This is a genomic window from Microcoleus sp. K4-B3, assembly GCF_036704615.1.
Classification (GTDB): Bacteria; Cyanobacteriota; Cyanobacteriia; order Cyanobacteriales; family Microcoleaceae; genus Microcoleus.
On record NZ_JAUBSF010000053.1, the window covers coordinates 13,980 to 35,950 of the forward strand.

The following is a 21,971-nucleotide window of genomic DNA, read 5'->3' on the forward strand; positions in this document are numbered from 1 at the left end:
TTTAGATTTGACTCCACATCTTAGATTTTAGATTTTAGAAGCCAAGACAGGCTTCCCAGTCAATACAACCTGTTCGATAATATCAGCGGCTTTCTTGACTCCTCCCGATCGCCCGATCGCCCCTTGCATCTCGATCGCCCTTTGTTTATACGACTCTTGGGTTAGGACTTTCTCAATTGCCGATCGGACTTTAGAAACGCTCAATTCCTTCAAAGCAACCACTTTGCCAACACCCGTATAAGCAATCCGCGCTGCCACTCCAGGCTGGTCATTCGCCACAGGAATTGCTACCATCGGTACTCCATTACTCAAAGATTCCAAGGTTGTATTCATCCCGGCGTGAGTAATTGTGAGAGCGGCTTTTTGGAGCAGTTCTAATTGCGGTGCATAGCCAACAACGATCGGATTTCCAGGCAATGAAGGCAAAGATTCAGGAGTCGCACCTGCGCCGAGAGATATTACCAATTGGGAGTCTAATCCTTCACAAGCAGAGGCGATCGTTTGAAAAACATCCAACAAGCGATTTTGCACAGTTCCCATCGAGGCATAAATCAATGGTTTGCCAGTTAATTGTTCAAAGGGAAAAGGTACTGGTTTGCGAGTTGCTTGGTTGTGATAAGGGCCAGTGAAATGGAAATGCGGGGGTAAATTTTGTCTGGGAAACTCAAATTCAGCCGGCTGCTGGCTGAGTTGAGCCAGTTTAGAGTAACCATCATTCGGGTTAGAGTACAAAGGTAATTTCCACTCTTCGCGATATTGGGCAATAACATCTCGAATTGGTTTGACAGCCAGATTTAGTAACTGATAAGTGACTTGATTGCGTAGGCGGTTTGCTAAAGTTGGATTGTATTGCCAAGAAGTACAAAACGGAGGAATGTTGGGGTCTCGATTTACCATCAAGGCACTGCATACTGTAATGAAAGGAAGGTTAAGAGATTCTGCAATTGTTCCTCCTTCAAATGAAAGTTGGTCTACGAGTAAAGCTTCTACACCGGCTTTTTGAATGGCAATTGGAGCCTCTGTCAGAAGAGCAGCCCAAATTTGGGTGAATGTTTTGATAGTATATCGAAAGGCTGTCAGTCCGCTGAGTTTCCCCAGTTGGCCCAACCCTTCTGCCATTGAGCCTGCGGGAAATTCATTTTCAGCTAATGGCTGGAATTCTAAGCCGCTGAAGAAGGTTGTGGCTTTAGCATCGAGCAAGCCAAATACCGTGACTCGATGGCCTCGGCGAAGCAGTTCGCAGCCTAATGTTGTCATCGGGTTGAGGTGGCCGGTGGCTGCCGGACAGAGGAGGCCAAAGTGGGTCATGAGTCAAGGCTCCGTGTGAGTTTAACCTTTTTTAGCATTTAATCGGCGGTATCAGTGGTTTGTGTTGGGAGATCGCTAGCAATCCGCCCTACGCTCGGCGATCGCACTGCATTGGGGTTATTGTTAGTGCGATCGGCAAGTAAACTATAAGATGCTACTCATGAAGTACCTCTGGCCAGCCAAGTTAATTACACTCTAATTTAAGCGATTGCCTGACCCATGATGAATCTTTTAACTGTCTCTCGTATATAGTCAGGATTCCTTAACTTTTCAAGATCGATGTTGAAGAAAAACTCTTTCGTCGCTTGTGCCTTATTTTTTCTGAATGCCTCTTGAAGACGCTGCTTTTCTTCAAGTTTAGCCCCAGTTGCTAGGAAATTATTCACAGTCGCTAGCATGGCAACTGTAGTAGTTATCGCGGCGATGACGGCGGGGATATCAAGAAGTCCTGTTGGAGGTATGAAAGACTGTACGAACAGAAAAATATTAGAAGAAATTGCCTCAGATGCAAAAGAAGATAGCAAGGCAATAGCAGCTTTAGGAGCAAGTGCTTTGCCATTGTAAATATAGTAAAGCGAAGCAATTGCAGAAGCTTGGGTTGCTACAATAAAAGCCGCGCTGCCCGGAATAAAAACTTGACCCGAAACAGCGACTAAGGCACTGGCTATTATCTTAATTGCATAGGATTGTTTCTCAGCCATCTGTCGGGCAAATAAAAGATCCTTTCCCTGTCCCTGCAAAAAACTCTCTATGTCTATTCTAAGTTCATCCACACCTCGTACATCTAGTGCCTCATTAGATTTAGTTTCGGGATCGTAACCAAACGCACAGACTGGATAGATTTCGTCAATATGAAGATCCGTCTTCCATTGCTCTTTGATACCTTCTAAAGTAGATGGAGTATTCCTATCCCACTGATCGATCTTGTTCAGAACTACAAATATACGACTACAGCTTGCGCGAAGATCGTCAATGTATTTTTTTTGGGTTCCATCGGAAGATCCAGTAACAACTAATACCCCTACATCAATGTGTTCTAGAAATTCTTTTGTAACTTGGGTATTTTCAGAACGAACATCATCAAGACCTGGTGAATCTATAAGTCGGAAATGCTCATTCAATTGTAAAATTTTTAGCTTAGTCGTAACGCCTGACTTCGCACCTACTGCTGCGAGAATATTTACCCTATCTCTCTTTAAAAAGGCATTAATTAATGAACTTTTACCTGAACTAACTTTGCCAATAAAAGCCATATTCAATGTTTTAGAGAAATCAGGAGACGCTTGTTCAGTCAAGATTTCTACCTTGGTGAAAAAACTGTTGTCATCCCAAGCAGGATCGTATGCAGTAGATACATCGTTTACCATACCAACCTCGTTGAATTTGAGTTCTATAAAACTACTGTACGGGGATCAACCCAAGAAAGGGTCTAACTCATAGTTGAGTTTTCAGCCCATACAAAAGATCTGGCATAAGCTACACCTAAGTGGGGGAAGCAACCTAAACTTTTGGTTAGGTATCGCCCTAAACTACAGGCAGGCAAAGGCTTGGCTGAAGGAGGGATGAAAGGAATTACCGATCCGTAATTTCAGGAGTTGTTTTAGAGTAAACGGGGGCGATCGCTCGTCTTGGCTACAGCTTACTGTTGTGAAGGAGGAAGTTTTGGGGCGATCGCTTGTTGCTAGGATGCGATCGCTCTTTTTTGTACGACTCTTGGGTTAGCACTTTCCTCTTTGCACTTCGCCGTTTAGGAACACTCAATTGTTTCAAAAAGACTACTTCGCCCCAAAGCCGCCTTTCTCAAGATAACGCTGCGTTTAGCTTGGCTTTGATGCGGAAAAAGAGGCTGGGTTGACGTAAGGAAACCCAACCTACAAGCTCAGCGTTCTGCTATTGAGAAGGGATTAATTCCCACAAGGCTTGAGTATGCGGTGGAATCCAGTTCTCTGCATGAACCGTATGAGACTGTCTGCATTTGTATTTCTTGTCCTGAAATGCTATTTCCTCGCCTACTTTATAGTACGCATTCAGCGCCCAAAGTTTCAGTTTAGGGCTTGCCGATTGATTTACTTTTTGGCCAAACGACCCATTGATATAAGCTTCAGCTTGTTGTTGAGTCCATTTTTCTGGTGGAACATTAGCGATATTTGTTGGCTGCTCTAACAGGTTTTTCCCAACAGAACTCTCCAAGAAATAATTTGAAATTATTGCCTTTTCTGTAGAATAGTCTAGATGCTGTCGAGGTGTGATAGCTATTATTGAACCCCTGTTGTTGTTCGCTGTAATTCCATACTCCTGTTTGACTTCTTCTAGTTTTTTTTCAAGAATTGATTGAGCGACACCACAGAGATTTGATAGTGCAGGCAAACTCATTGATAGCGCCGCTATTACACCAAGCACTAAAACAGCTGCTTCTGCTCGATCGTCTTCGTGGGAATGTATTAAAGAAGGAATTGCCAAGCCAATGCCAGCGCTGACAGATATTGTCAGAAATTTCCGTCTTTTAATTGGAAAACCATTCTTTGACATAAAAAAACAACTCCTGTTAGCGAACATCAATAAATAGTAAGAGCAATAACTCATAAATATCACTTATCAATTAAGTCATACTCCTGCCCATTTACTTCTAATTTATATTCAAAGCTTTCCCATTTGAAGGGATTGACATTAACGGTGACAATAACTGTCAAGCTATTGTTAGAACACCGATCTCTACCGATACCTTTTACCTTGTAAGTTCCCAGATTAATTTTCTCTTTTTTGATAGAGCAATTATTGACAAGCAATTCTACCTCAAAAAAACCTTTGATAAAAAGAGACAGAATTTCTATCTTATTTCGAGCAAACAAAACAGGTGATAAATTCAGTTCAATCAAATTTGAAGCAACATTGGCATATTTGCGGTCTCTTAATAATCCCATAAAACCTCCCTTCGCAGCTTTTTTTGCTAGTCTTTACAATCAAACCTTGGTGGAAAATATTAGTAAAATAATTAGCTAAAAAAGCCAATATGATAGTAAACTATTGGGTAGTATGACGAATAAAACCAAAGTAATAATTCGCTCAATTCCAGCTTATAGCTACCTTCAGTTCTTCAGGATTCTGCTCTTCAATCAAGGTACTTTGTTCGCATACATCATCAAATGGAAATCCATAAGCTTTGTTATCAATGCTGTGACGATGCCAGAATTCTGCATAGTAATTAGCCGGAGCATTTTGATAATACTTCTCAGGAGTATACCGATTTTCTGGATTGCCTAATATGTGCCTGTTGAGCATAGCGCTAACTTGAGATTGAATGACCTTTGCAGTGGCATCGCCTTTCGCAAATACCCCCGCACACTCAAAAACTTGGGAAGATGTGGGATAGTCTATCGTATACATTGTATTGACATCCCCATCCTTTGTAAAGGCAAAAATATTATTTTCTACCTTGCTAGTAAAAGTTCCTTCATGTGTCCTAAAAACCAGTTCGTTTGACGAATAATATTGCCACATTTCAGCAATGTAGCTATCGAAGTATGTTTCGTATTTTTTGCCACTACCGAAATCGCCTTTAAAAGGCGCTATAATTCTGTATGCTGTCTCAGCCAGAGCTTGAAATTCGATGGGAACACTTGTCATGTAGTCGTTAAACAAAGCACTTCTTGATTCGGTTATTCCTCGTTTTTGAGAAACTCCATCCGGTGCTGTCAACTCGATGGTCATTGGGAAACCAAATTGATCTACCTGAGTGGTATTACCGTGAAAACCAGCATCGTCTAGGGTAAATTCTAGCCAATCAAAATAAACGTCTACATTCGGGTCAGATGAATTAGCCGGATTTGGGCCAACAAAACCATATCCATTGTTGACAATTTTAAGATAAACTGGTGATCCGAGACTAATATATGCCCTACCAGAATCGATTTTAGGAACTTGTATTTCGGGAACTTCACTAACTGTATGCAAATAATTGCACCAGTTTTGTTGATGTTTGGTCAGATGACCGGGCGCATCGTTATCGCTATCATTGCAGGGGACTAAATTACCATCTTTGTCTACATGACAAAATTGACCTGTAGAATTTTTGCCGATGATGACAAAGTAAATCTGGTCAGAGGAATATTTTCCTCCAGTGTTATTGGTGAATGAAAATTTCATAATGTTCTCCTTATCAAGAAGCGAGTTTGTAGAATTAGGGGAAAAGCTAAACATTCCGACCGAAAAGCTTTTCCATTCAAGAGCTAGAGTCAACTCTATATGTAATTATCGTTAGAAAGCTGGTTGCCCTTGAAAGTTTGCTGGAGGGCTGTAACGGCAAACCAAGATATCATTGCCATTGGCGCTAGCGATCGCACAACCAACTTCTGTCGTGTCCCTCCAGACAACCTGGGTATAGTGACCAACATCTTGCCACTTTCCAGTAGAGCTAACATCGGGGAATATACCACCGATAAAATACTGCTTTTCGTTTCCAAAAGTCTCAATCATTTGAGTATAACTAAAGTAGCCAGATGATCCCATCCAGAGGTTTTCACCTTCACCTGTGTTCTGGCTATGTTGCAAGGTTCCTCCCAAGGAAGCAAGGTAGTCTGCCCACTCCTGAGCATGACTGGCTAAAGTATCAGACCACTTGAGTGGTGGAACACCCACTTCTGCCCGATATTGATTATGAGCATTAAGAATTTCTTCAGCCATTGAGTCTTGATTTGTTGTCGCAGATGGAGCGCCATTGATAGAAGATAAGTTAGTCATGATTTTTCTCGTCAAATAAACTGCAATCAGTCACCTACTCTGAGCTAGGATCGACCTAATCTAAGGCAAAGAGCAATTGCACTAGCACCTATTCGCGATCGATCGTCAAAGCCATTCTTCTTTGTCTTTAGAAGGTGATATTCACTCGCAAACCAGAATCCAGTCAAGGTTTTCTGAACTTTACATGACTGCCATCTCTATCAAACCAACCTCTAAAAGCCCAATTGATGTATCCACCATCACCTTTGTTAGTTAACTCACCATCTTCAAAAACCCAGATTCCGTAAACAACATCGCCATAATTAGCAGAGCCATACAGCTTAACATTGTTGAATCGATCCTCGTACTCTTGGCTCAAATTGAAAACCATCACATTGTACTGCTCTTTAGCAGAATAGAAGGTGGTCTCCATTAGATTTTTTACAAATCCCTCACGGTTTTGATTAGCGCTAACACCAGATGCAATTGCTTGACCAATCCCAAGTACATCTACATCAATATTCAAACTTGCACCCAATTCCCAAGGCATAGTGGTTATCTCCTGAAGTTCAAATGTGTTACGAAAAATCTGCTGGTGTCACATTGTAATCCCCGTATTCTTCGATGTAACGGAGAATAGATGTGCCAAATTCATCATGACTGACTTCGTTATTCAAGAGAAGTTTAGCCACTCCATAGGGGCCGCGCAAGTGTGCTCCCGCTAGAATGCCAGAAAGGGAAATCGTGATGGTTTTGGACACCCCATTATCCATAAATGCCTTGGTCTGACCAAGGTAATTATTTACGGACTGTCCTTGCTCCCCAAGCGCACTATTAACCCGCTGCCAGTTTTGGTTAAAAGCCTCACGAATTGCTGCTTCTTGAACATCAGGAGAATTCTTGAATTGTTCTTGACTATTAACGCCCCTCTTTCCTGTCCAAGTACCCTGCCAATAATTCTTGTCAGCACCATTTCCATAGAAAACATCTGCTCTGTAGTAACCTAGATCGATCAGCGGGGGTTCTCCAAATTGATACTTACCCATGAAACCCAGTGAGTTTTCAACCTTGTACTGATTGGGATCTCCTGATGGTAAGCCTGATTCAAATGCTCCAAGTGCTTCTAGCATATTTTGCAAATTTCCCTTACCACCGGGTGACGGAGAGGGAGGGGTAGAGCCAGGAATACATATTTCCCGATCGGCTTGCAAATTGCTAGCATCATTGTCTGTCAATGAATTGCCATCGGGTTTTTTAATTTCAGGCCAACGATTACCATCACCCAATTGTTCCTCGGCAATTTTATAAAGTGTATCTCCAGCCTTTACTATGTAGGAGCTACCGACTGCACAAGCCATAAACGACCTCCACTGAATAGGTGTTGCAATTTTCAAAGTAACCAACCAGCCTCTAGACTATTTCTGCTGGCCTTTGCTCTGTAAAACCACTTTAGGGGAATAAACCCAAGGAAGGTGCTAACTCATAGTTGAGTTTTCAGCCTGCAAAAAAGGTCAGCAATAAGCTGACCCCAAGTGGAGGAAATAACCTGAACTTTTGGCTAGGTGTCGCGCCAAACGAAGTAATACCGATGCTCAAAAGTAAGGACACGGCATTGCCGTGTCCCTACAGATATCGCTGAAAAGTAAGGACACGGCAATGCCGTGTCCCTACAAATATGGCGTGCAATTTAGCCGATCGCTTTAAACAAACTGACCCGTTGTGGTCGATCGCACGCGGCGAATTCCAATCACCGACGGCATCGGCGAACGACGCCGATCGTTCTCAATATTGCTCGGCCACAAACTGCCGCGAGAAACACTACGAGTCTGATTAAAAACAGCACCGTTTAAATCCAACATTTCAATTTGCCGACTGAGAACCGTACCATCATCGATCGGACAATCTTCCCCAGGATGCTGCACCGAAAGCAACAGCGTATCCCCCACAAAAGTCGGCCCCGTCATTTCGCACCGGTTCGGGCCGTAAGCAAACGGAATTACTGTTCCTGCATTCGGGCCGGAAGTCGGAATGTAAAACAGCCAATTGTTGCCGAAAACACCAGTAAACTCTGACACATTTCCAGTCTTCTTGTGGTCGATCGTCGCTTGTTTCGCCGCCGCACCGACATCAAAACCGTTGTGCGTGCTCGTAGACATATCAGTGACGCCCCAAATATTACCTTGAGTGTCAAAAACCAAATTGTCTACACTAGCAAATCCCGCCCCAGCTACCGAACCCGCTTCTCCACCTTGAGCAAAACGCTGCCAGCGGAAAGTCAAACCCGCACCGTCGGAACTATCTTCAATTATTTTGTAAATTCCTCCAGACTGCTGAGTGCTGTTGAGGGCGGCAGTGTATTTAGCAACAGTAAAAATCCGAGAATCTGGATAACCGTCGCTACCCGGTGCGCCGTCAGTATAGGAAATAAAAACTTCCTTAGTAGTAAGATTAATTTCCAAATCTTCAGGCCGGGCCGTCGGAGTACCGCCAATCAAATTAGCGGCATGAAAAGCATCAACTAAAACCGCACCTTGGCTGGTGTAGAAATTAGCAAGACTTTTATTTTTGTAGCCAGGAAGTGCTGTTGCTTCATTAGTTGTATCCATCACAAAAGAACCGCCGTCTTCGGTTTGACCTGCAATTCCGGCGCGTTTGGGGAAGCGAGTATTCGCATCTCTTTGAGCTTTGCCAAAACTGGCTAATTCCGCTTCGCCAACTTTAGAAGGACTCACTGGATTTGTGGGGCTATTTAATGCCAGCGGCAGCCATCTTCCCGCACCGTTACGGTTGTATTGGGCAACGTACAAAGTGCCGTCTTCAAACAAGCGGCTGTTGCTTTTATCTGCGGGATTTGTGACAGTACCGCTGCTGACAAATTTCCAGGTGTGTCCGCCGCGCCGATCGTCCCCCATGTACACTACTAACTTGCGTCCAGTTTCGGCGCGAATGGCGACGTTTTCGTGGCGGAAACGGCCTAAAGAAGTGTGCTTCCGGGGGCGGAAATTCGGGTCTAGGGGATCGACTTCTACCATCCAGCCGTATTTTTCGCCGACTAAGCCGAATTCCTCACCCGTAGTGCCCTTGGCGTAGCCAGTTTGGCCGCCGTTGGGTTTGATGTTTTCTTGAACTCCCACGAAGAATAGTTCGCTACCCTGGAAATTTTCTTCGGCGGAGAGGATTGTGCCCCAAGGGGTTGTGCCGCCGGAACAGTTGTAGGCTGTGCCGATGATGCGGTTTCCGAGTCCGTCGCTGTTGACTTGCGCGAAGACTTGGGTGGCTGCGGGGCCTGTGCCTGTGAGATAGTTATTGTCGCCTTGTCTGGTTCCCCAGGAAGTCACATCTTTGTATTTGTCGGTACGCTGGCTGTTGATTGCGAGGCCGGAAAGTCCGTGGATACGGCGGTTGAGGGAGTCGCGGGCGATCGCCCCAAAGCGTCCATCAGCTTGTTTGGTAATGCGGACGATCGAACCACCGAGATTGTAGAGAAATTCGCCGATGGTAGCCCGATTTTTTACGGATAAGTCTATACCGAGGACGGCGCGATCGCTCGCTGGAAATGATGCCACATCTGTCGGCGCTTCCGGTGCCACTTTCGACATCGGGAAGGATACGTACTCGTGGTTAACCCAGAGATAGCCGTCGTCACTGCTGCCGCGAATGCCTACAAAGCCCGTGTAGTCGTTGTTGTAGCCGAAATAGTCTGCCGGATCGGGAAAAACTCGATCGCCCCAGCGGAGAATCACGTACCGTTCGTATTCCGGCGGCACAACCACATCGTCAACAACGCTGTAGCTGGTTAATTTAGTATTCTGGGAGGCGGCCATTACGGTGCCCTGTCCGTTTAGGCCCGTCGGTATGAAGCTGGACAATTCTTGATAAACTGGCAGCGGGTGAGGAAGTCTTAACGGAGTGAAAGATAGCGGCCTGACAACAGCTTCCGCCGAGGTGGAATTGATGCCGAATAGTGTTTTAGTTAGTTGAGGGGCAAGCGCAGTGGTAGCTGCACTGCTGCCGAAGAAAATTAACAGTTGTCGGCGAGTTATTTTAGACATAAATTCCTTTTCAACCCAACATCTCTAATCTGATGATTCCGTATGAAACTCTATCACTGTTAAATTAAGAGGAGTTAACCTGAAGGTTAATTAAAGTGGAATTATATTTGGGTTAATAATTGGTTATTGGTTGTTTGTTGTTTGTTATTTGTTGTTTGCTACCAATTCCCAAAGCCCGATGCCCCATGCCCGATGCCCGATTTCAATCATCTCGAAAACCCGGATCGTTTTGTCTGGATGTCGATCGGCTGGGCGCAGGTACGTTAATCACTTGCGAAGACCCAGAAATTGCGGCAGAAGTATTGCCGTTTCTGAATCCCAGCAGCAATTTAGCATCGGCAAAATATCTAGTCCACTGTTCGATTCTCGCATCTTTGTGCCAGTCGCGGCGGGATACTCTCGATCGCAAAACCGGAACTCTTTGTCGGCTGCGATCGGCTGTAATGATGACTGTAACTTCTGTTAATGCCGGATTTGCTTCAAACTCGCGGGCGATCGACTCTTTCGCTAAATCTTCCGCCTGCTGCACTAAACTCGCAAAAGATTGACTGCCGTCCGAATCTAAGGTAAGGTAGCGCTCTTTTGTTTCAGCCAAACCTATCGATGTACTTGCTGTTAAACTGATAATTGCTAGAATGACGGCTGACAATAAGCGTAGGTACAAATTCATTATGTTTGAAACTAAATACTAACACTTGTCAATGATAGTTAATAAAATTTAACAGACTGTTAAGCTTAAATTAAAATAATATTTTGTGTTATTAGAATGCGCCAAAAATGCAGGCATTAGGGGGGATTTTAGTAAAAATACAACTTGTATGGGCGGGTTTATCGATATCCTTTGAGGTATCAAAGGATATCGATAAACCCGCCCCGCGTTACTCTTCCCTTTTTCTTTAAATCCGTTACATCCGTTACACAATCCGTTGCCGAACCTTCTTCCTTCAATGAAATTAACAAAATGCGCGATCGCCCTTGGTAGCAACTTAGGCGACTCCCTCGCCACACTCAAAAGCGCGATCGCAACCCTCAACAACACCCCAGAAATCGCAGTAAAATCCCATTCAAGCTGGTATCAAACCGCCCCCGTCGGGCCGCCCCAACCCGATTACATCAACGCCTGTGCCATCCTAGAAGTTGCACTAGAACCCGAACAATTGCTAGCAAATTTATTAGAAATTGAGAGAAAATTTAATCGAATTCGCCAAGAAAAATGGGGGCCGAGAACCCTCGACCTAGATTTGCTGCTGTACGACAATTTAATCCTAGAAACTCCGACACTGACTCTACCTCATCCCCGGATGACCGAAAGAGCTTTTGTATTAGTACCTTTAGCAGAAATTGCCCCGGATTGGGTGCATCCGGTGACGAAAAGTGCGATCGCCCAACTCCTGCAAACCGCAGACTGTTCCGGAGTGCAAAAATTACCACTGTAAAAATTTAGCACAGTTCAGGGATCGTACCAGTTTTCCAAAAAATGCAACCGTAGGTAAGCTCGAAACAGTGATAGTTATCAGTCATTCCCAATCTAAAATCTAAAATCTAAAATCTAAAATCCTATGAGATCGCCTATGATGTCTTAAATCAGTGCACTCTAACATTATTCGCTTCTTGCTTATGTCGATCGGTCAAGAACTACCCCAACTCCTCAAACAGCGCCTATTTTACCAAGGGCGGAAATTTAACTTTGACGTAGCCACCCTCCGCCTTCCCAACGGTTCCGAAGGCGAGTGGGAATGTATTCGCCACCCGGGCGGAGCACTTGCAGTTCCCGTCACACCCGAAGGTAAACTCGTCTTGGTGCGACAATACCGCTTTGCCACAAAAGGGCGAATTTTAGAATTTCCCGCTGGTACGGTAGAAATCAATGAAAATCCCGCCGAAACTATTAAACGCGAAATCGAAGAAGAAACCGGATATCGCGCGGGAAAATGGCAGAACTTAGGGCAATTTTTTCTCGCCCCCGGTTATTCCGACGAAATCATTTATGCTTTTTTAGCCCTAGATTTGGAAAAACTGGAAAAGCCACCAGCACAAGACGATGATGAAGACATGGAAACAGTTCTATTCACTCCTGAAGAATTAGAAAAAGCTATTTTAGCTGGGGAACCAATTGATGCAAAATCGATTTCTAGCTTTTTCTTGGCACGTCCATTTTTGATGTAAATCCGATATGTGAGTGACAGATAACAGATCGTTGAAATAGCGGTAAGGTGCGCCTCGGCGCACCCTATGGCGAAATGTATGAAGTTAAAATATAATCAAAAAAATGTCCGATCTAATTTTATTTTGGCACCGCCGCGACTTGCGTATTTCTGACAACATCGGACTGGCAGCAGCGCGCCAGCAAAGCCCTAAAGTAGTTGGGATTTTTTGTCTCGATCGCAATATCCTAAATCGCGATGACGTAGCGCCAGCCAGAGTCACATACATGATCGGCTGCTTGCAAAAACTCTCCTCGCGTTACAGGGAAGCAGGCAGCCAATTGCTGATAATTCAAGATGACCCGAGTCTAGGAATACCGAAATTAGCAACAGCTATAAATGCCAAAGCAGTATTTTGGAACTGGGATGTGGAACCCTACGCAAAACAGCGCGATCGTTCCGTATCAAGCGCCCTCGAACAAGCAGGAATTCAAGTTCAAAATTTCTGGGATCAAGTCCTGCACGCCCCAGATGAAATTCGCAGCGGTACAGGGACTCCCTACACAGTTTATACACCCTTTTGGAAAAAATGGAACAGCAAACCCAAAGCCCAACCAGTAGAGACACTGCCGATAACTTATCTGGAATTAATGACCGGATTAACCGCAGAAGAACAAGAACTCGCTAACCAAGCAGGTGCAATTGAAACACTGCCAACTGCCTCTAGTTTAGGATTTATTTGGGAAAACCCATTAGTAATAGAACCCGGAGAAGATGCAGCGAAAAAAAAATTAGAAGAATTTTGCGAGATCGCAATTTACCAATATCAAGGACAGCGCAATTTCCCCGCAATTAACGGCACATCCCAACTCAGCGCCGCCCTCAAATTTGGTGCAATTGGCATCCGCACGGTTTGGCAAGCTACCCAGATAGTAATGGAAACTTGCCGCAGCGAAGAAGCGTGCACAAGCATCCAGACTTGGCAACAGGAAATAGCGTGGCGGGAATTTTACCAACACGCCATGTATAACTTCCCAGAACTAGCAGACGGCCCCTACCGTCCAGCATTCAAAGACTTTCCGTGGGAGAACGATGAAAAACTCTTTCTAGCTTGGTGTCGGGGCAAAACTGGCTATCCTATTATTGACGCGGCAATGCGGCAGTTAAATCAGACAGGTTGGATGCACAATCGCTGCCGCATGATAGTCGCCAGCTTCCTCACCAAAGATTTAATTATTAACTGGCAGTGGGGTGAAAAATACTTCATGCAAAAATTGATAGACGGCGATCTTTCTGCTAATAACGGCGGCTGGCAGTGGAGCGCATCCAGCGGCATGGACTCGAAACCTTTGCGAATATTCAATCCCGCCAGTCAAGCTCAAAAATTTGACCCGGAAGGGGAATATATTCGGCACTGGGTTCCAGAATTGCGCCGAGTTGATACTAAACTTTTGCTAACAGGAAATCTTTCGTCTTTAGAACGCCGACTTCTTCCTTATCCCTCTCAGATCGTAGACCACAACGAGCAGCAGCGCAAGTTTAAGGAACTGTACAAGCAGCAAAAAATTTAAACCTCACACCCAGAACCCCGACTTATTGAACAAGTCAGGGTTCTAGCTGACATTATTACACCTACCTAATTAATATGTGATATCATGTTCTATTAATTACCATTAAAAAAGTTGTTTGTAGTAAGGACTTGAACTCTGATTGACTTTATTATAGGACTCAATTCCTCACTGCGAACTATTCATGGTTATATGAAAGGAGAATTTTTCATGATTCAAACCATAATCAAATCGATAACATTTGAAGAATTTTTAGAATGGTATCCAGATGGAAAAGGACGTTTCGAGCTCCGCAATGGAGTAATAGTTGAGATGAACCCAAATGGCGACCATGAGGAAGTTACAGGTTTTATGATCCGCAAAATCAACGTAGAAATTGACCGTTTAAATCTTCCTTATGTAACACCGTCAACTTATTTTGTCAGACCTCCCGAAACGACCACGGGCTACCAGCCAGATCTCATAGTCTTAGACAAAACAGCCTTAATTTCAGAGCCACTAGGGAAAAAATCATCAGTTATTTCTCAAGGTAGCTCTGTCAAGCTTGTTGTCGAAGTAGTTAGCACTAACTGGCAAGATGATTACCTGGTAAAAGTGGCTGAGTATGAAAGATTGGGTATCCCGGAATACTGGGTTGTTGACTATGCTGCTTTGGGTGGCCGGCGGTTCATAGGTAATCCCAAACAACCTACTGTATCGATTTACCAGTTGGTTGATGGCGAGTACCAGGTTAGCCAGTTCCGAGAGTCCGATACTATTATTTCGTCTGCCTTCCCGGAACTTAATCTGACTGTTGAGCAGGTTTTTAGCTCTATAACTTAAATAAATCGGAGGTTGAAATGGTAACGCTGCAATTAAGGCAAATCAGTGTACCCCCAGGACATAGAGTGTTGTTCCATGATGTCAACTGGCAGGAATTTGAAGCAATTTTAGAAGAGTTGGGAGAACACCGTGGCTCTAGAATAGCTTACAGTCAAGGAACGTTGGAGATTAGGATGCCACTACCAGAACACGAGAAAGCTAAAATCATTATTGGTTATTTAGTGAAAATTTTGTTTGAGGAACTAGAAATCGACTTTGAACCATTTGGTTCGACCACTTTCAAGCGAAAAAGTATGTTACAAGGAATTGAACCTGATGAATGTTTTTACATTGAGAATCACGCTCTAATGATTGGCAAAAAACGGATCGACTTAACTGTAGATCCGCCGCCTGACTTAGCAATTGAAGTCGATTTAACTTCCAAGACTCAACTGGACGCTTACGAAGCTCTGGGAGTCCCTGAAATCTGGCGCTATGAAAATAACAAGCTTCAGATTAATGTGCTTCAAGATGGGAAATATGTTGAATCGGAAATTAGTCTGATTTTTCCCAATCTGCCAATTATTGCAGCTATTTCTCAATATTGCGAAGAAAGTCAAACAGCGGGCACGAGTCAAACTCTCAGATTGTTTCGCCAGTGGGTTAAAGACCAAATACAAAATTGATATGAAATCCCTATTCCCCGGACTTGCTGTCACAACTCAGGCTTATTTACGATCGCAAAAAAGCCATTTTCTGACAGCAAGCGTCCTAATCCCGTTGTATGGTTAATTTCGCTTTTGGGAAATAGAGAGAGAGTAAGGGTGTTGACCTTGAGATCGATCGCCCACAAAAATAACATAAGTCCCCTTGTCCCCATAACCGGAAAATTCTACATTCCCCGCAGCAGAATTCGCCGGCAGCACGCAGAAACGCCCCCTCGGCCCCTGAATCATCAAACTCGGAGCTCCAGCGGTTTGTACTGCAATCCGCCAGTAAGGCAAATCCTGCGTTACTTCGATGACGTGGTTTGGTGCTTGGGAGACAAAACCGCAGTCGCCGCTATTGTTAGGGCCGCCGGAAACTCCAGAAACTCCCAGCGGTTCGGGAAATCCCGGAGCAATTTGTAGCGGTTGGCTCCGAAGGGCACCGGCATCCGCTAAAATCATTGCCAAGGCTAGGGTCACGATCTGGCTAAACCACTGTTTGCCGCGATCGCCCGGATAATGGATCTTCATGTTTCCTCACACAATGGCATTTATTCTAGTTCTTTGACGGTAGGGGATAATGGCGGTTCCGAACACATTAATCTAAACTAACTCCCGAATTTTTTTATGAATCCTCAAAATAACTTCAAATGGCAGCAAGCGTTCGGAGAACTAAAAGCTAAACTAGAAAGATCGCCACTCATCAAACAAAATCCAGAGAGCTATCAGGCCCTCGAAACCTTCTACAATCAATTACTGGACAAGTTTCAAAGACTCCCCAAACCGGGACAGGTGGCAGCCTTTGCCGTCGGAGCGATAATTGTCCTGACAGTCTTCAATAGCGTCGTACAGCTAATTTCAGCGCTGATGACTCTTGCTGTTCTCGGAGTGCTAATCTACATAGCGTATAAATTGGCAATTTCCCCCCAGTCCTCAAATACTAACGACAAATAATAGGAATTTCTAAATATGGCTAACCCCACCGCGCCCAGCGGCATCAATCAACCCGATCCGTCTTGGCAAACACAATCCAAGCAAATGCCACTGCTGGTTCGCAGGTGCGGCGCTTGGGCAGTGGAAATTTCGTTAATTGCCGCCAGCGCCCTAGTTCCCTTCAGTATCGGGGCATTGGTCAACAAGGAATCTCAAACCGTGCCGCTCAATTCCTCCATAGCAGCAGCATCCGAAACCGTCGCCCGTACTTTGGGCATACCCGTGCGCGATCGCAGCCCCAGAGTCGCACCCCTAACTAATCTATTCTGGTCAGGGGCGCTGCTGGCACCGGTAGTTTTAGCGGGGTGGCAACTGTTTTTGCTCGCCAGAACCGGTCAAACTATCCCCAAACGCTGGTTCGGGGTCAAAGTTGTCACAGCGTCGGGTACTCCTCCGGGTTTTGGGCAAGTGCTAATTCGCGAAAGTTTGGGGCGCTGGGGAGTGCCTCTAGGCGTCGCTTACGGCATTTGGCGCTTGAGCGGTGCGTTTCCTGATTTGCTGATTTTAGGGGGGCTGAGCGGCTTGGCAGTGCTCGCAGACGGCGCGGTTGCGTGGCGTTACAAACGGCAAGCGGGACACGATCGCCTCGCGAATACTTTGGTCGTCAACGCTCGATCGAATCAACTGTCTGACAATCCTGTCAAGAGTCCAGATTGGACTGAGGAAGACGCGCAGATTGCGGCTTTGGTTGTGACTCCACAAAGCGGCCTGAAAGCAAATGCCAGTTTGTGGAATTGGATGCGCCAACACCCAGGCACAACTTTAGTAATAGTTACCATCGGCAGCGCGGGATTGATTTTAACTTTGTTTGTCGGCACTCTTATCTACACTCAAAGTCAAGCAAATATGCGGGATTCCCGGCAGCGGAACGACGAATTATTTGTAGCTTTAGTCAACAAATTGTCTCCCACATCGGCTAGCGGGGCATCGGGCAGGCGATCGGCTATTTTGGCTTTGGGGGCGGTGGAAGACTCCCGCGCCGTACCGCTGCTAGCGGATTTGCTCGCTCAAGAAGACAACCGCGCCATGCTGGACGCGATCCAGCAAGCTTTAGTCAGTAGCGGGCCGAAAGCTTTGCCTGAGTTGCAGCGGTTGAATCAAGCCCTCAGCAACGATCTCGATTCCCTGCGCTTTGGCGGCAAGGCCCCGGAACGCGAGTTAGCGGCCGCCCGCCAGCGAACAGTACAAAGGGCGATCGGCAAAATTCTCACAGTGTATAGCAGCCAGCTCAACGGCGCGGATCTGAGCCGCACGGATTTAGCTCAAAGTCCCGCAGGCCCGTCTCAGTTTACTTTAGTTTTAAACAAAGTTGACTTGTCGGGAATTAAGTTGAGAAATACCAATTTAACCAATGCCAGCTTTCAGGGTTCTCGCTTTTACGGCACCGGCGAAGACAGGCGTCCGGCTACATTTGACGATTGGGTTTCTGACTTGAGCGGCGCTAATTTGGAAGGAGTAAATTTGACCGGGGCGTCTTTGAACAGTGCTGTAATGAACCGGACTACTTTTGTGCGCGCTGTCCTGAACAAAGCTAATTTGTCAAGCGGCAATTTGAACTCAGCTAATTTCAGCAGTGCTATTTTAATTGGAGCAAATTTGCAGCAAGCACAGTTAAAAAATGCAATTTTTACTGGTGCAGATATAGGAAGCGCGAATTTGTCTGGAGCGGATTTGTCAGGTGCACGTTTGGGCAAAGTGAAGGCTCAAGGCGCTCAGTTGTCCTTGACAAATTTGTCTAAATCGGAATGGCAAGGTGCTGATTTGTCCGGTGCTGATTTGAGCGGCGCGAACTTACAAAATGCCGATTTGAGTTCGACTAAACTCGCCAACGTGAATTTAAGAGATGCTCGGTTGCAAGATGCGAATTTTCGGAATGCGGAGGTAAGTTCGGTTGATTTTAGGGGCGCGAATTTAGCGGGAGCGAATTTTAAAGGCGCTGTGTTTCTGGGCAAGCCAGCTTCGGAGCAATTTATTCAAAGTCCGACCGGGAGTAAATCGGGTCGATTCCTAGGAGTTGATTTTGCGGAGGCTAAGAATTTAGATAAAAGTCAAATTGCTTACATTTGTTTGCAGGGGGGGATTCATCCGAAGTGCCCGCAGAAAAAGTAAGGATTGGTTGTTAGCGACTAGGGTAATACAGTCGATCGAAGAACAGGTCGGGTAATTATGAGCGTTAAGCGAATCATTTATCTCATCCTATCAATTCTGGGGCTTGTGCTGCCTTGGTACTATAATTTGCAGTTTTTTAGCAATGCTGGCTTGCTCGACTTTGTAAACGAGAGTTCGGGTAATCTTGCTGCGAAATCGGTAAGTTTAGATTTGTCGATCGCAACTGTAGCAGGAAGCACTTGGATGTACGCTGAGTCAAAACGATTGGATATAAGTTTTGTAGGGCTGTACATACTTCTGGGTGTGCTTGTTTCGTTTTCATGTGCTTTCCCGCTTTTCTTGTTTGTGCGGGAAAGCAAGCTGGAAAAATCAAGCGAAGTCTCAAGTTGAAAAGTTGTTAACAGATTAGTGGGGCGCAGCACAATAATTCAGTGCAGGCGATCGAGATATTATATAATTTGCGGTAATATCACCGTTATAGGTTTGTAGTGACGATGGAAGTTCTCAGAATTTTATGAGGATGAAATTCCTCACTACAAACCAACGTGATTATTGTCGTTCGAGGGGACCTAATATTATATCGTTTCCGGTTGCACGAGCGAGATAATATAGAGGAAACGGCAGTGCCGTTTCCCTACCCGGATTAATTGTCAGGAAAGGGCACGGCGCCGTCTCGAAAGCTGTGGGTAATATTAATTCCGATGCTACCGGATTTGATACTAATACCAATTTCATTCATTTCTGGCTAAAAACTTTTGTGTAGGGTTTCGTTCCACTGGCAAAACCTACTATTGCATTGTTTATTGAAATTGTTATTACGCAATAGCATCCGAACTGGCAAGAGTCTCGAATTGCGCCAATAGCATTGCATCACCATTATTTGGAGCTCCAAAAATTTTAGGTAACTGGCCTGTTTGGGCGAGAACTTGTCTCACTTCTCGGTTAGATACATCGGCTATATTTTTGTTATTTAGAATGGCATTAACCGCAGCGATACCCACACCCTGACCAACTGCGGCGTTGAATTCAACAATTCTACCGACAGAACAGGCAAACCCTTCAAATCCAGAACACGGACTGACCACTGCCAGGTTAGGAACGTTTTTAATTAATGCGTGGCGGATGCCAACATTAAAGATAGGGTGTTTAAAACTCAGACTTTTCAACCATCCTAGACGAGTTGCTTTATCGCGAATACCCTGGATGCCTCCCCGTACATCAAAATGATAGCTAAATGTTGCCAGTGCCTCACTAGCTGGTACGCCACCTAACAGCATTTGTGCGCCAGTTAAAGGTTCTACAACTCCCGTCACATTGCCAGCGTGTCTGATATAAAGCTCTGAGGCATAAGTAACAGAAGTAGCCCCCAAACTCTTCAGCCAAGTCGTAACAAATAACATCTCTCTTTGCATATTAGCCGTGGGTTTGCTCCCGCTTCTAGCTAAGGCTTCCGCTTCGCTGGCGGTGACTGCGAATAAAAGCGCATTCCACGAAAGTCTTTCATTTGGAAGTATTGCTATATTTCCCTCATCTAAAATTATGCCAGTTTCAGAAAAAGATAGTTTTCTTCCTCTGAAGGAGTGGTAAGCTACAGACAGAGCCGGCGAGTGAACATCGATGTAATCGTTACCCGCCCACAGAGTTTTGAGATTGCCTTTAGTATCAGTCATTTCCCGCCGGAGTTCTTCTGCTAGTTTGGCATCCTTGTCGGCAGCGTACAGCAAAAATTTTTGACTCTCTGAATCGGCCAGGTTTGTGAAGCGTTTTAGATAAATGTAATCGAGTTCTTTCAGTGCTCTTACACTGAGTCCTTGGGTTTCAAAAACGAGGGTGACTGGAAGTTCTGAGTTAGGCAGACCAAATGTTTCAAATCCTTTCAGCTTTCTCACACCAGCAGCTTGAGCTAATTCGGCATTGACAGTGGCATCAATAAATTGCTTGCCGGCATAAACTACGCCTTGAGAGGTGGTTATACTGGCAATTTTTTGACCTTCTTTACTAACTGATTTAATTTCTACTTTGCTGAGGAGATCTGCCCCAGCTTGTACCAGCATTTCTTTCAGCGCTGCACTAGCTTTGCGGGGGTCAAGTGCAATTGCCTTAACGCCGGATTTTTGTAAAAATTCTTTATAGATTGTCGCCGGTGAACCAAACATATCTAACTTTAAAGATTGTTGAAGTTCTTCACTAATCTGACTTCTATCTAAATAAGCAAGACCGCCTCTTACCAAATGTCCGCCAATTCCTTCTTGCAAGCTTGCTTTCGACATCAGTAGAATTCGCGGATAACGCTTTGTTCGGCGAAGATATTCTCTAGAGGCAGAGATAACAGCTAGAACTCCTGGAACTTCATCACCAAAACAGATGACATCGTAAGAACGCAGATCCATGACCATTATTTAATAACCTCTCCTGATTTTCATCTTTTCGAGCTGGATCTCAATGTTTGCCGTCCAACTCTCTGTTTTTCCCAAATCTAGCTCGATATTTCCTGATTTTTGCGATAAAAATTCACACATTTCTGGAGGCAGCAACCGGGTTTTTTCCAGAAAATCCTCCGTTGAGGACGATCGATCTCGGTTGAAAAACCCGGTTTCAGAGCGTCTAGAGTCGGTCAGTCTGGTGATCTTGATTGCCATCAACTCAGATTATCAGGATCTATCCCCAACTCTCGCAATCGCTGAGCTAGTCGATCGGAACGTTCAGCCAATCGATCGGCGCGCTGCGATTCCTGTTGGGCGCGCTGGGCTTCTTGTTGGGCGCGCTGCGATTCCTGTTGGGCGCGCTGCGCGGATTCTTTCACCTGTTCTTCAGGAGTCAGATAACGTTTTCCATCGGCATCATACCAATACAACCACTCCCTTGTCACCCCAGAATAACTTCCCCTTTCACAACCAATCCCCAAACCAATTTCAGGCATCCAAACTGGATTTCCTGGCTGTAACTCGTACTTCCCATTGACTAACTTGTGTACTTCCAAATGAGGTTTACGACGGCGGCGGGAAGAATAAATGACGTAATAAAGTACGCCTAAAGCTTGATATTCCTCCAACTTTGTGCTGTATTCCTTACGATAAGTTGGGGAAACTACTTCCAGCACAAAAGTCGGCAAAACATTTTCATCCCACAGCACGTAACTGGGACGCAATTCTTCATCATAAAACCTTTCTACTCCTAAACCTAAGAAAGCATCTGGGACAATGGGCGGTTCGTCAGGGTGATGATAAATACCCATATCTATGCCAAAAAACCAGTCCATGCGTTCTGCCCAAAGCATGAGCAATATTGCTTTTAGCAATCCTGGTATTAATTCTTGCAGTTCGTTATCCACAGGCGTTTCATCAGAGTCTGGTAGTTCATCGGCTGAGGGCCAGTGCCTCGGGAATTTGTAATCTAACATGGCGGCTTTCCTCAAAACTCACTAAGATTATAGCGTTTACTTGTTTTGCGATACTTGTTTATCGGGCTACAAACTACTTTATAAATACTAAAAGAATATTTATTTAAGAAACCGCTTTCGTCGCTTATGACGCGAAGGAAGAGAAAGAATAGAACGAAGAAGATAGGTAATCT

General features: G+C 44.9%; 21 protein-coding genes. 8 read left to right on the forward strand and 13 right to left on the reverse strand.

Features of this window, described 5'->3' with window-relative positions; translation table 11 throughout:
- Positions 1 to 27: 27 nt before the first annotated feature.
- The 10 genes from QUA78_RS20545 to QUA78_RS20590 all read right to left on the reverse strand — a co-directional run bounded on the left by QUA78_RS20545 (position 28) and on the right by QUA78_RS20590 (position 10,746).
- A complete protein-coding gene (locus tag QUA78_RS20545; RefSeq protein WP_333301760.1) occupies positions 28 to 1,308 on the reverse strand; it encodes a glycosyltransferase in 1,281 nt (426 codons plus the stop codon).
- 200 nt (positions 1,309 to 1,508) lie between these two features.
- Positions 1,509 to 2,675: a GTPase gene (locus QUA78_RS20550; RefSeq protein WP_333301761.1), complete on the reverse strand. Its 1,167-nt coding sequence runs from the start codon at positions 2,673 to 2,675 to the stop codon at positions 1,509 to 1,511.
- A gap of 523 nt (positions 2,676 to 3,198) precedes the next feature.
- The gene (locus QUA78_RS20555) at positions 3,199 to 3,837 is read right to left on the reverse strand and encodes a carbohydrate-binding protein (protein ID WP_333301762.1); all 639 of its coding nucleotides are present in this window, start codon (positions 3,835 to 3,837) and stop codon (positions 3,199 to 3,201) included.
- A 59-nt stretch (positions 3,838 to 3,896) separates the two neighbouring features.
- Positions 3,897 to 4,229 carry a hypothetical protein gene (locus QUA78_RS20560; protein ID WP_333301763.1) on the reverse strand — a complete coding sequence of 111 codons (333 nt, stop codon included), beginning with the start codon at positions 4,227 to 4,229 and terminating at the stop codon, positions 3,897 to 3,899.
- A gap of 142 nt (positions 4,230 to 4,371) precedes the next feature.
- Positions 4,372 to 5,451 (reverse strand): glycoside hydrolase family 64 protein, encoded by a 1,080-nt coding sequence (locus QUA78_RS20565; protein ID WP_333301764.1) that lies wholly within the window; start codon positions 5,449 to 5,451, stop codon positions 4,372 to 4,374.
- A 111-nt stretch (positions 5,452 to 5,562) separates the two neighbouring features.
- Complete coding sequence (locus QUA78_RS20570; RefSeq protein WP_333301765.1) at positions 5,563 to 6,045, reverse strand: CAP family protein; 483 nt, start codon at positions 6,043 to 6,045, stop codon at positions 5,563 to 5,565.
- A 163-nt stretch (positions 6,046 to 6,208) separates the two neighbouring features.
- Positions 6,209 to 6,574: a hypothetical protein gene (locus QUA78_RS20575; protein ID WP_333301766.1), complete on the reverse strand. Its 366-nt coding sequence runs from the start codon at positions 6,572 to 6,574 to the stop codon at positions 6,209 to 6,211.
- A 28-nt stretch (positions 6,575 to 6,602) separates the two neighbouring features.
- Positions 6,603 to 7,418, reverse strand: coding sequence for a LysM peptidoglycan-binding domain-containing protein (locus tag QUA78_RS20580; RefSeq protein ID WP_333398997.1), 816 nt, complete (start codon positions 7,416 to 7,418; stop codon positions 6,603 to 6,605).
- A 306-nt stretch (positions 7,419 to 7,724) separates the two neighbouring features.
- Complete coding sequence (locus QUA78_RS20585; protein ID WP_333301768.1) at positions 7,725 to 10,076, reverse strand: PhoX family phosphatase; 2,352 nt, start codon at positions 10,074 to 10,076, stop codon at positions 7,725 to 7,727.
- A 202-nt stretch (positions 10,077 to 10,278) separates the two neighbouring features.
- Positions 10,279 to 10,746 carry a hypothetical protein gene (locus QUA78_RS20590; RefSeq protein ID WP_333301769.1) on the reverse strand — a complete coding sequence of 156 codons (468 nt, stop codon included), beginning with the start codon at positions 10,744 to 10,746 and terminating at the stop codon, positions 10,279 to 10,281.
- A gap of 277 nt (positions 10,747 to 11,023) precedes the next feature.
- On the opposite strand from QUA78_RS20590, the gene folK reads away from it, so the two are divergent.
- The 5 genes from folK (at position 11,024) to QUA78_RS20615 (ending at position 15,275) form a co-directional block, all read left to right on the forward strand.
- A complete protein-coding gene (gene folK / locus QUA78_RS20595; RefSeq protein WP_333301770.1) occupies positions 11,024 to 11,512 on the forward strand; it encodes a 2-amino-4-hydroxy-6-hydroxymethyldihydropteridine diphosphokinase in 489 nt (162 codons plus the stop codon).
- 181 nt (positions 11,513 to 11,693) lie between these two features.
- Positions 11,694 to 12,242 (forward strand): NUDIX hydrolase, encoded by a 549-nt coding sequence (locus QUA78_RS20600; RefSeq protein WP_333301796.1) that lies wholly within the window; start codon positions 11,694 to 11,696, stop codon positions 12,240 to 12,242.
- A 103-nt stretch (positions 12,243 to 12,345) separates the two neighbouring features.
- The gene (locus QUA78_RS20605) at positions 12,346 to 13,791 is read left to right on the forward strand and encodes an FAD-binding domain-containing protein (protein WP_333301771.1); all 1,446 of its coding nucleotides are present in this window, start codon (positions 12,346 to 12,348) and stop codon (positions 13,789 to 13,791) included.
- 207 nt (positions 13,792 to 13,998) lie between these two features.
- On the forward strand, positions 13,999 to 14,610 hold the full coding sequence (locus QUA78_RS20610; RefSeq protein WP_333301772.1) for a Uma2 family endonuclease: 612 nt from the start codon (positions 13,999 to 14,001) through the stop codon (positions 14,608 to 14,610).
- Positions 14,611 to 14,627: 17 nt separating this feature from the next.
- On the forward strand, positions 14,628 to 15,275 hold the full coding sequence (locus QUA78_RS20615; protein ID WP_333301773.1) for a Uma2 family endonuclease: 648 nt from the start codon (positions 14,628 to 14,630) through the stop codon (positions 15,273 to 15,275).
- Positions 15,276 to 15,377: 102 nt separating this feature from the next.
- On the opposite strand, the gene QUA78_RS20620 is transcribed toward QUA78_RS20615, so the two are convergent.
- Positions 15,378 to 15,827: a hypothetical protein gene (locus QUA78_RS20620; RefSeq protein WP_333301774.1), complete on the reverse strand. Its 450-nt coding sequence runs from the start codon at positions 15,825 to 15,827 to the stop codon at positions 15,378 to 15,380.
- Between the two features lie 96 nt (positions 15,828 to 15,923).
- On the opposite strand from QUA78_RS20620, the gene QUA78_RS20625 reads away from it, so the two are divergent.
- Genes QUA78_RS20625 through QUA78_RS20635 form a run of 3 tightly spaced genes read left to right on the forward strand, consistent with a single transcriptional unit; the run spans position 15,924 to position 18,788 of the window.
- Positions 15,924 to 16,250, forward strand: a complete 327-nt coding sequence (locus QUA78_RS20625; RefSeq protein WP_333301775.1) for a hypothetical protein — start codon at positions 15,924 to 15,926, stop codon at positions 16,248 to 16,250.
- A 15-nt stretch (positions 16,251 to 16,265) separates the two neighbouring features.
- Positions 16,266 to 18,398, forward strand: a complete 2,133-nt coding sequence (locus tag QUA78_RS20630) for a pentapeptide repeat-containing protein (RefSeq protein ID WP_333301776.1) — start codon at positions 16,266 to 16,268, stop codon at positions 18,396 to 18,398.
- A gap of 57 nt (positions 18,399 to 18,455) precedes the next feature.
- The gene (locus QUA78_RS20635; protein WP_333301777.1) at positions 18,456 to 18,788 is read left to right on the forward strand and encodes a DUF2834 domain-containing protein; all 333 of its coding nucleotides are present in this window, start codon (positions 18,456 to 18,458) and stop codon (positions 18,786 to 18,788) included.
- Positions 18,789 to 19,213: 425 nt separating this feature from the next.
- Here QUA78_RS20635 and QUA78_RS20640 read toward each other — a convergent pair whose 3' ends face one another.
- Together QUA78_RS20640 and QUA78_RS20645 are read right to left on the reverse strand one after the other, a co-directional pair.
- Positions 19,214 to 20,794, reverse strand: a complete 1,581-nt coding sequence (locus QUA78_RS20640) for an FAD-dependent oxidoreductase (RefSeq protein WP_333301778.1) — start codon at positions 20,792 to 20,794, stop codon at positions 19,214 to 19,216.
- Positions 20,795 to 21,036: 242 nt separating this feature from the next.
- Positions 21,037 to 21,798 carry a Uma2 family endonuclease gene (locus QUA78_RS20645; protein WP_333301780.1) on the reverse strand — a complete coding sequence of 254 codons (762 nt, stop codon included), beginning with the start codon at positions 21,796 to 21,798 and terminating at the stop codon, positions 21,037 to 21,039.
- Between the last annotated feature and the right edge of the window lie 173 nt (positions 21,799 to 21,971).

Bases quoted from the DNA above. Each gene is read 5' to 3' on its own strand.
- QUA78_RS20545 (WP_333301760.1), bottom strand. From the start codon at position 1,308: ATGACCCACTTTGGCCTCCTCTGTCCGGCAGCCACCGGCCACCTCAAC.
- QUA78_RS20550 (WP_333301761.1), bottom strand. From the start codon at position 2,675: ATGGTAAACGATGTATCTACTGCATACGATCCTGCTTGGGATGACAAC.
- QUA78_RS20555 (WP_333301762.1), bottom strand. From the start codon at position 3,837: ATGTCAAAGAATGGTTTTCCAATTAAAAGACGGAAATTTCTGACAATA.
- QUA78_RS20560 (WP_333301763.1), bottom strand. From the start codon at position 4,229: ATGGGATTATTAAGAGACCGCAAATATGCCAATGTTGCTTCAAATTTG.
- QUA78_RS20565 (WP_333301764.1), bottom strand. From the start codon at position 5,451: ATGAAATTTTCATTCACCAATAACACTGGAGGAAAATATTCCTCTGAC.
- QUA78_RS20570 (WP_333301765.1), bottom strand. From the start codon at position 6,045: ATGACTAACTTATCTTCTATCAATGGCGCTCCATCTGCGACAACAAAT.
- QUA78_RS20575 (WP_333301766.1), bottom strand. From the start codon at position 6,574: ATGCCTTGGGAATTGGGTGCAAGTTTGAATATTGATGTAGATGTACTT.
- QUA78_RS20585 (WP_333301768.1), bottom strand. From the start codon at position 10,076: ATGTCTAAAATAACTCGCCGACAACTGTTAATTTTCTTCGGCAGCAGT.
- QUA78_RS20590 (WP_333301769.1), bottom strand. From the start codon at position 10,746: ATGAATTTGTACCTACGCTTATTGTCAGCCGTCATTCTAGCAATTATC.
- folK (WP_333301770.1), top strand. From the start codon at position 11,024: ATGAAATTAACAAAATGCGCGATCGCCCTTGGTAGCAACTTAGGCGAC.
- QUA78_RS20600 (WP_333301796.1), top strand. From the start codon at position 11,694: ATGTCGATCGGTCAAGAACTACCCCAACTCCTCAAACAGCGCCTATTT.
- QUA78_RS20605 (WP_333301771.1), top strand. From the start codon at position 12,346: ATGTCCGATCTAATTTTATTTTGGCACCGCCGCGACTTGCGTATTTCT.
- QUA78_RS20610 (WP_333301772.1), top strand. From the start codon at position 13,999: ATGATTCAAACCATAATCAAATCGATAACATTTGAAGAATTTTTAGAA.
- QUA78_RS20615 (WP_333301773.1), top strand. From the start codon at position 14,628: ATGGTAACGCTGCAATTAAGGCAAATCAGTGTACCCCCAGGACATAGA.
- QUA78_RS20620 (WP_333301774.1), bottom strand. From the start codon at position 15,827: ATGAAGATCCATTATCCGGGCGATCGCGGCAAACAGTGGTTTAGCCAG.
- QUA78_RS20625 (WP_333301775.1), top strand. From the start codon at position 15,924: ATGAATCCTCAAAATAACTTCAAATGGCAGCAAGCGTTCGGAGAACTA.
- QUA78_RS20630 (WP_333301776.1), top strand. From the start codon at position 16,266: ATGGCTAACCCCACCGCGCCCAGCGGCATCAATCAACCCGATCCGTCT.
- QUA78_RS20635 (WP_333301777.1), top strand. From the start codon at position 18,456: ATGAGCGTTAAGCGAATCATTTATCTCATCCTATCAATTCTGGGGCTT.
- QUA78_RS20640 (WP_333301778.1), bottom strand. From the start codon at position 20,794: ATGGTCATGGATCTGCGTTCTTACGATGTCATCTGTTTTGGTGATGAA.
- QUA78_RS20645 (WP_333301780.1), bottom strand. From the start codon at position 21,798: ATGTTAGATTACAAATTCCCGAGGCACTGGCCCTCAGCCGATGAACTA.